Below are 6,227 nucleotides of genomic sequence, written 5' to 3'. Positions count from 1 at the left end.
GCGCCGACGCCAACCGGCGGCCGCCCCTGGCGGCCGGGGAGCTGCGCCGGCTCCTGGCCCACTGGCCCCAGCCGACACCCCTCACCTGGGAGGTGCTGCTGCTGGTGGGCCACCGTGATCACCGTGCGGCCATCACGCCGTGAACACCCCCGTTCAGCTGGTGGTCTGCGGCACCGACACCGACGTGGGCAAGACGGTGGTGAGCGCGTTGCTGGTGCAGGGGCTGGGGGCTCAGTACTGGAAGCCGGTGCAGAGCGGGATGGAGGGGGGCGGCGACACGGGCCGGGTGCTGCAGCTGCTGGGTCTGCCCCCGGAGCGGGTGTGGCCGGAGGCCTACCGGCTCACGGCCCCCGTCTCCCCCCACTGGGCGGCCGAGCGGGACGGGCTCAGCCTCGATCCGGCCCGGTTGGGCCTGCCGCCCTGGGACGGGCCTCTGGTGGTGGAGACGGCGGGGGGGCTGCTGGTGCCCCTGCGGCGCAACTGGCTGCAGATCGATCAGATCGCCGTCTGGGGACTGCCGGTGCTGCTGGTGGCCCGCAGCGGCCTGGGCACCCTCAACCACACCCTGCTGTCCCTGGAGGCCCTGGAGCGGCGTTCAATCCCCGTCCTCGGCCTGGTGCTCAACGGCGATCCCCACCCCGACAACCCCCGCACCCTGGAAGCCCTCGGCGGCGTGCCGGTGCTGGCGGAGCTGCCGCCACTGGCCCCCCTCAGCCGCGAGGGCCTGGAGCGGCAATGGCAGCGCAGTGGCCTGGCCCGTAGCCTGCAGCCATGAGCCGTAAGCACCTACTGGTGACAGGCGCCGTGGCCGCGCTCTGTGCGGGCATCCTGGTGCTGTTCACCGACATCGAGACCAGCGTCACTCGCTGGGTCAACTGCGGGCCGCTGGCCACCGGAGGCGAACGCCGCTCCGATGTATGCCGGTGAGTCCAAATGGCGTGGACCGGCCCGGCTGGCATCCCCACCTCTGGCACCCCTTCACCCAGGTGGCCACGGCTGCCCCGCCCCTGCGGGTGGTGCGCGGCGAAGGCGCCCTGCTGGAGCTCGATGACGGCCGCCGGCTGATCGACGCCATCAGCAGCTGGTGGGTGACCCTGCACGGCCATGGGGAGCCCAGCATCGCCGCCGCCATCGCCAGCCAGGCCCGCCGTCTGGAGCAGGTGGGCTTCTCCGATTTCCGCCACCCGGCCGCCGAGCAGCTGGCCGAACGCCTGGCCGCCTGCAGTGGCCTGGAGCGGCTGTTCTTCTCCGACAACGGCTCCACGGCGGTGGAAGTGGCCCTGAAGATCGCCTGGCAGTGGTGGCGCAACCGGGGCGAACCCCGTCAGCAACTGATTGCCTTCGAGGGGGCCTATCACGGCGACACCTTCGGCGCCATGGCGGTGGGGGAGCGCAGCCTGTTCTCCGAAGCGTTCGAGCCGCTGCTGTTCGCCGTGGCCCGGGCCCCCTGGCCCGCCACCTGGTGGGACGACGACGGGGTGGAGGCGCGGGAGGCCGCCGCCCTGGCGCGCCTGGAGCAGTTGCTGGAAACGCCCACCGCGGCGGTGATCCTCGAACCGCTGCTGCAGGGGGCCGGCGGCATGGCCCTGGTGAGCGAATCGTTCCTGCGCCGGGTGGAGGCGCTGGTGCGCGCCAGCGGGGCCCTGCTGATCGCCGATGAGGTGATGACGGGCTTCGGCCGCAGCGGCCACCTGTTCGCCTGCCAGCGGGCCGGGATCCGCCCCGACCTGATGGCCCTATCCAAGGGGCTCACGGGCGGCTTCCTGCCCATGGGGGTCACCCTGGCCCGGGAGGCCATCTACGCCGGCTTCATCGGCACCGCCCCAGGGCTGACCCTCTTCCACGGCCACAGCTTCACCGCCAACCCCCTGGGTTGCGCCGCCGCCCTGGCCAGCCTCGATCTGCTGCAGGAGCTGCCGGAGCGTCATCAGCAGTTCGAGGCTCGCCACCGCCCCCACCTGGAGGCCCTGGCACGCCATCGGCTGGTGCGGCGGCCGCGGCTGCTGGGCAGCGTCGCTGCCTTCGAGGTGGCCACGGATCAGCCCGGCTACCTCAATCCGGTGGGACCGCGGCTGCAACGGCTGGCCCTGGAGCGGGGTGTGTTCCTGCGGCCCCTGGGGCAGGTGGTCTACCTGCTGCCGCCGCTGTGCCTCGACGACGACCAGCTGACCCACTGCTACGCCGTCATCGACGCCGCCCTCTCCAGCCTCTGAACGGCATGGGCCGCCCGGCCCTCAGGGACCCGCCAGGATCGCCGCCTCCACATCGGCCCGCGAGAGCCCATAGGGGAACTGGCGCGCCGTGGTGCGGCCCTCCTGGTGCCAGCTGACCCGCAGTTCCTCCACCTCCATCGCGATGCTGGCGCTCCATTCGGGGCGGTGCAGGTCCCAGTGGGCGACGTTGGTGCGCGACTGGGCAGCCCCCAGCTGGCGCAGCCAGGCCTCCAGGGCAGGCAGGGGATGGTTGTAGAGGGGGGTGGCCGCAGGGGGCAGGGTCACGGTCGGATCGGCAGGGGCTGGCTGGGGCTGGTTGGGGAGGCCTCGGGTGGAAGCGGAGCCGCGCCTGCCAGGGTCGCCGGTGGCGGCGGGGCCGAAGCCGCCTCCAGGTCGGCCCACCAGCTGGGCCAGGCCATCATTTCGGCGCCCCGCGCCCAGGCCACACCCAGCCCCAGCACCAGGCTGAGCACCAGGGCCAGGGCCAGCAGCAGCAGGGCGAACCACTCGCCGCCCGACAAGGCCCGGCGCACCGACACCGGCCGGACGACGGCCACAGACGGGGGGCGCTGGAGCGGGGTCGGCAGGGCGCTCTGCAGCAGGGCGGCGTCATAGAGCCGCCGGGCGGCGGGATCACTCAGCACGGCATAGGCCTGGCGCAGCTGCTGAAAGGCCACTTCGGCCTCGCTCGCGGGCAGGGCGGTGGTGTCGGGGTGGTAGCGCTTGCTCAGGCCCCGGAACGCCTGCCGCAGCTCCTGATCGGTGGCGGTGGGCTGCAGCTGCAGCACCTGGTAGTGGGTGGGGGGCTTGGCTGTGGAGGACATGGTCCCTGAGGCGGCGATGGCAGCCAGCCCGGCGTGAGGGATCCTAGGGAGAAGCACCACTGCCGTAGCGGATGGCCGCCAGCCCCGACCCCAGAGCCACCCCCGAGGCCGACCTCTGGCAGGCACTGGGCTGGACCCCCGACGACGGCCAGCTGGCGGCGCTGGTGGCCTTGCAGGAGCAGCTGAGGCTCTGGAACGGCCGGGTCAACCTCACCCGCCTGGTGGAGGGCGACGATTTCTGGGTCGCCCAGGTGTTCGACAGCCTCTGGCCCTGGGTGCCCCTGCTCACGTCCCCGGGCGGCGTTCCGGACGGCCTGGAGCTGATCGATGTGGGCACCGGCGGCGGCTTCCCTGGCCTGGCGCTGGCGATCGCCCTGCCCACGGCACGGGTCACCCTGGTGGATTCGGTGGGCCGCAAGCTGGAGGCGGTGCGGGCCATGGCCCGCAGCCTGGGGCTCCAGGAGGGGCGGCTGCGCCTGCGCTGCGAACGGGTCGAGCGCACCGGCCGCTCCCCGGACTGCCGCGGCCGCTTCGATCGGGCCATGGCCCGCGCCGTGGCCAGCGCGCCGGTGGTGGCCGAATACCTGGTGCCGCTGCTGAAGCCGGAGGGCCTGGCTCTGCTTTATCGGGGCCAGTGGGGGGCCGACGACCAGCGGGACCTGGAGGCGGCCGTGGGGGTGCTGCGGGCGACGGTGGATCCTGTGCAGCGCCGCGACCTGCCGGCGGGCCGGGGCGTGCGCCATGGCCTGTGGCTGCGGCCCGCCGGTCGCTGCCCGGCCGCCTACCCCCGGGCCGTGGGGGTGCCCCAGAAGACGCCGATCGCGCCAGGGGCCATCCCGCCAGGGGCCTAGGCCACCTGCAGGCGCTTCACCGCCTCACCCCCCAGCCGCTGGCGCAGGCGCCTCAGGAGGTCGGGGATCTCGGCGGCCCAGGGGCTGGCCCCCAGCACCGAGCGCAGCTCGGCCTCGCTCACCGTGCCATCGAGGGCATCGGCGTTCTCCCCCGGGAACCAGTGCCCTCCCTGGCCCAGCAGGCCGTAGCGGGCCCGGCCGTAGGCCTCCAGGTCCCAGGCCTCCAGCAGGTTGTGCAACCAGAGCAGCACCGGCAGGTTGATGCGGCCGGGGGTGTCCTCCCAGGCCGGCAGACCCCGGTCCCAGCTGGCCAGCCACGCCTCTCCGAGGGCCTCCCGGCGCGCCTGCTCGAGCCGGTCCAGGATCGGCGGCAGCAGCTCGCCGGCCCGGGGCAGCAGCGCCACCGCCTCCAGATGCAGGTCCAGATCCTGGGGGCCAGCGGCGCCGACGCTGATCGTGTGGATGCCGGGCGCTGAGAGGCAGAACAGGTCGTTGAAGACGATCGGATGCAGCGGCGCGCAGAGCTCGCACAGACGCTGGGAGGGGCTGTGCAGGTGGCCCCCCTTGTCGGTGGGGCTGATCACGAACACGCCCATGTCGTGGGCGGTGGCGGCCTCGATCGCGGGCCGGTTGTCCTGGCGGATGAAGTACCAGTGCAGGTTGATGTAATCGAACTGGTCGCTGGCGATCGCCTCCAGGATCAGGGGCAGCGGCGCATGGGTGGAGAAGCCCACATGGCCGATCCGGCCGGCCTCCTGCCAGCGGCGGGCCACGTCGCGGCAACCACCGGGGCGCAGGGTCTGATCGAGCAGATCCGGCGTGTTGAGGCCGTGGATGGCCAGCAGATCGATCCGGCCCCCGTCGCCGTCCAGGACCAGCCGCTCGAAGCTGGTCTGCAGGTCGGCCTCAAAGGCGGCCGGGTCGGCGCTGGGGGGGACTTTGGTCTGCAGGAGGCGCCGGGGATCCGGCAGACGGGGCAGCAGCCAACCCAGCTGCCGCTCCGAGGTGCCGTAATGGCGGGCCGTTTCGATGTGATGCAGACCCGCTGCGATGGCGGCCCGGAGGGTGGCCTCCAGCCGGTCCTGGCTCTCGACCTCCACCGCCTCGGGCGGCAGATCACTCCAGCTCTGCTGAAAGCGCATGCCCCCCAGGGAGAGCACCGGCATGGCCAGCCCCGTGCGGCCGAAACGCCGGCTGGGGATGGTCACGGCGATGGCGGGGTGGAGCGGGGCAGGGTGCGGCGGCGGCGCTGGGAGGGCAGCCCCAGGGGCTGAATCTCCTGCTCGTCAAGCTGGGCCCTCAGGGTCGGCAGCTGCTCGTAGGCCACCCAGTGGATGCAGTCCACCGGGCAGGTGTCGATCGCTTCCTGGATCCGCTCGGTGCTGTCCCCGTCCTGGCGCAGGGCCCGGGAGCGCCCCCAGTCGGGCTCCACCACGAAGGTGTTGCCGGCCACATGGGCGCAGTAGCGGCAGCCGATGCAAACGGCCTCATCCACCCAGACGGCCTGCTGCCGCAGGGCACCTCCAAGCACGGGCTCCAGCCCGGTCGCCTCCGACTCCGGGGCCGCCGCGGTGCGAAAGGCCAGGGCGGGATCGAGGCCGGCGGCGGGGCCCGTTGTGCTCACGGGGTCAGGCGTCCCAGCGGGTCACCACCAGTTCGATGCTGCCGTCGAGGTGGCTGGTCTGCTCGCTCACCTGGAAACCCTCTTCGGCGGTGCTGGCCAGGATGCTGCGCAGGGCGTAGCGCTGCGTGAGCTGGGCCAGGAAACGCTCCACCGGGATGGGCTGCTTCCAGAGTTCCAGGTCGGTGACCAGCTCGTAGCTGCCGCTTTCGGCGTTGAGGCGGAAACCGATGTCCACCCCATCGGCCTGGGGAATGGCCAGGTCGGCGGTCACCGTCTGGCCGCGGTAGCCCCGCACCTGGCAGGAGCCTTCGGCGGGCGGGTGGCCCAGGTCGTGGAGGGCTTCCACCAGGGCCTGGCGATCGCGCAGCTCGGTTTTGACGGTGCTGAAGTGCGACATGGGTCGTAAGGGGAGGAGGAGGGGTGGCTCAGGTGCCGTGGTGCTGGACGACCACCTGGGGGTCCTGGAGATCGAGGGGTTGGGCCTGGAACGCTTCCGAGGTGCTCTGGCGTTGCTGGACGCTGCCCAGCCTGGCCTCAATCCGCTCCGTGAGCTGGGAACAACCCTCGCCCTGCACACCCTCCACGAGTTCCTCCACCCGTCCGTCAGGACGAATGCGGAAGCGGATGGAGCGTTGGGCCATCCCGGTTGGGCTGCACAGGTGAGACCGGGATCTTAACCGTGATTCTCGGTGGCCGCGGTGGGTGTTAAGGCCGC

General features: G+C 72.6%; 10 protein-coding genes. 4 read left to right on the top strand and 6 right to left on the bottom strand.

Annotated elements, in window-relative coordinates; genetic code table 11:
- Window positions 1-139: 139 nt before the first annotated feature.
- The 3 genes from bioD to bioA are packed head-to-tail and all read left to right on the top strand — an operon-like array spanning window position 140 to window position 2,213.
- Entirely contained in the window at window positions 140-775 is a 636-nt protein-coding gene (bioD, locus tag VB739_RS10300; protein ID WP_323356975.1) for a dethiobiotin synthase, read from the top strand.
- Window positions 772-927, top strand: coding sequence for a hypothetical protein (locus tag VB739_RS10295; protein ID WP_323356974.1), 156 nt, complete (start codon window positions 772-774; stop codon window positions 925-927). Before bioD ends, VB739_RS10295 begins: the two co-directional genes overlap by 4 nt.
- Entirely contained in the window at window positions 918-2,213 is a 1,296-nt protein-coding gene (bioA, locus tag VB739_RS10290) for an adenosylmethionine--8-amino-7-oxononanoate transaminase (protein ID WP_323356973.1), read from the top strand. Before VB739_RS10295 ends, bioA begins: the two co-directional genes overlap by 10 nt.
- Window positions 2,214-2,234: 21 nt before the next feature.
- Here the strand turns inward: bioA and VB739_RS10285 are convergent, their stop codons facing one another.
- Entirely contained in the window at window positions 2,235-2,498 is a 264-nt protein-coding gene (locus VB739_RS10285) for a DUF3143 domain-containing protein (RefSeq protein WP_323356972.1), read from the bottom strand.
- Window positions 2,495-3,037 carry a J domain-containing protein gene (locus tag VB739_RS10280; RefSeq protein WP_323356971.1) on the bottom strand — a complete coding sequence of 181 codons (543 nt, stop codon included), beginning with the start codon at window positions 3,035-3,037 and terminating at the stop codon, window positions 2,495-2,497. Before VB739_RS10280 ends, VB739_RS10285 begins: the two co-directional genes overlap by 4 nt.
- Before the next feature lie 71 nt (window positions 3,038-3,108).
- On the opposite strand from VB739_RS10280, the gene VB739_RS10275 reads away from it, so the two are divergent.
- Complete coding sequence (locus VB739_RS10275; protein WP_323356970.1) at window positions 3,109-3,888, top strand: 16S rRNA (guanine(527)-N(7))-methyltransferase RsmG; 780 nt, start codon at window positions 3,109-3,111, stop codon at window positions 3,886-3,888.
- On the opposite strand, the gene VB739_RS10270 is transcribed toward VB739_RS10275, so the two are convergent.
- From VB739_RS10270 to VB739_RS10255, 4 genes are read right to left on the bottom strand one after another with little or no spacing between them, the layout of a single operon-like run.
- Window positions 3,885-5,054, bottom strand: coding sequence for an aldo/keto reductase (locus VB739_RS10270; RefSeq protein ID WP_323356978.1), 1,170 nt, complete (start codon window positions 5,052-5,054; stop codon window positions 3,885-3,887). The genes VB739_RS10275 and VB739_RS10270 overlap by 4 nt on opposite strands.
- 38 nt (window positions 5,055-5,092) lie before the next feature.
- Entirely contained in the window at window positions 5,093-5,512 is a 420-nt protein-coding gene (locus VB739_RS10265; RefSeq protein ID WP_323356969.1) for a ferredoxin, read from the bottom strand.
- A 4-nt stretch (window positions 5,513-5,516) separates the two neighbouring features.
- Window positions 5,517-5,909 carry a DUF1257 domain-containing protein gene (locus VB739_RS10260; RefSeq protein WP_323356968.1) on the bottom strand — a complete coding sequence of 131 codons (393 nt, stop codon included), beginning with the start codon at window positions 5,907-5,909 and terminating at the stop codon, window positions 5,517-5,519.
- Between the two features lie 28 nt (window positions 5,910-5,937).
- Window positions 5,938-6,153 carry a DUF2997 domain-containing protein gene (locus VB739_RS10255; RefSeq protein WP_323356967.1) on the bottom strand — a complete coding sequence of 72 codons (216 nt, stop codon included), beginning with the start codon at window positions 6,151-6,153 and terminating at the stop codon, window positions 5,938-5,940.
- Between the last annotated feature and the right edge of the window lie 74 nt (window positions 6,154-6,227).

The organism is Cyanobium gracile UHCC 0281 (genome assembly GCF_034931305.1).
Classification (GTDB): domain Bacteria; phylum Cyanobacteriota; class Cyanobacteriia; order PCC-6307; family Cyanobiaceae; genus Cyanobium; species Cyanobium gracile_A.
Note: the sequence above shows the minus strand (reverse complement) of the source record. Positions and strands in the feature narration are given on the sequence as shown.

Excerpts from the sequence above, each read along its gene's own strand:
- VB739_RS10260 (WP_323356968.1), bottom strand. The coding sequence starts at position 5,909 with ATGTCGCACTTCAGCACCGTCAAAACCGAGCTGCGCGATCGCCAGGCC.
- VB739_RS10275 (WP_323356970.1), top strand. The coding sequence starts at position 3,109 with ATGGCCGCCAGCCCCGACCCCAGAGCCACCCCCGAGGCCGACCTCTGG.
- VB739_RS10255 (WP_323356967.1), bottom strand. The coding sequence starts at position 6,153 with ATGGCCCAACGCTCCATCCGCTTCCGCATTCGTCCTGACGGACGGGTG.
- VB739_RS10280 (WP_323356971.1), bottom strand. The coding sequence starts at position 3,037 with ATGTCCTCCACAGCCAAGCCCCCCACCCACTACCAGGTGCTGCAGCTG.
- bioA (WP_323356973.1), top strand. The coding sequence starts at position 918 with ATGCCGGTGAGTCCAAATGGCGTGGACCGGCCCGGCTGGCATCCCCAC.
- VB739_RS10295 (WP_323356974.1), top strand. The coding sequence starts at position 772 with ATGAGCCGTAAGCACCTACTGGTGACAGGCGCCGTGGCCGCGCTCTGT.
- VB739_RS10270 (WP_323356978.1), bottom strand. The coding sequence starts at position 5,054 with ATGCCGGTGCTCTCCCTGGGGGGCATGCGCTTTCAGCAGAGCTGGAGT.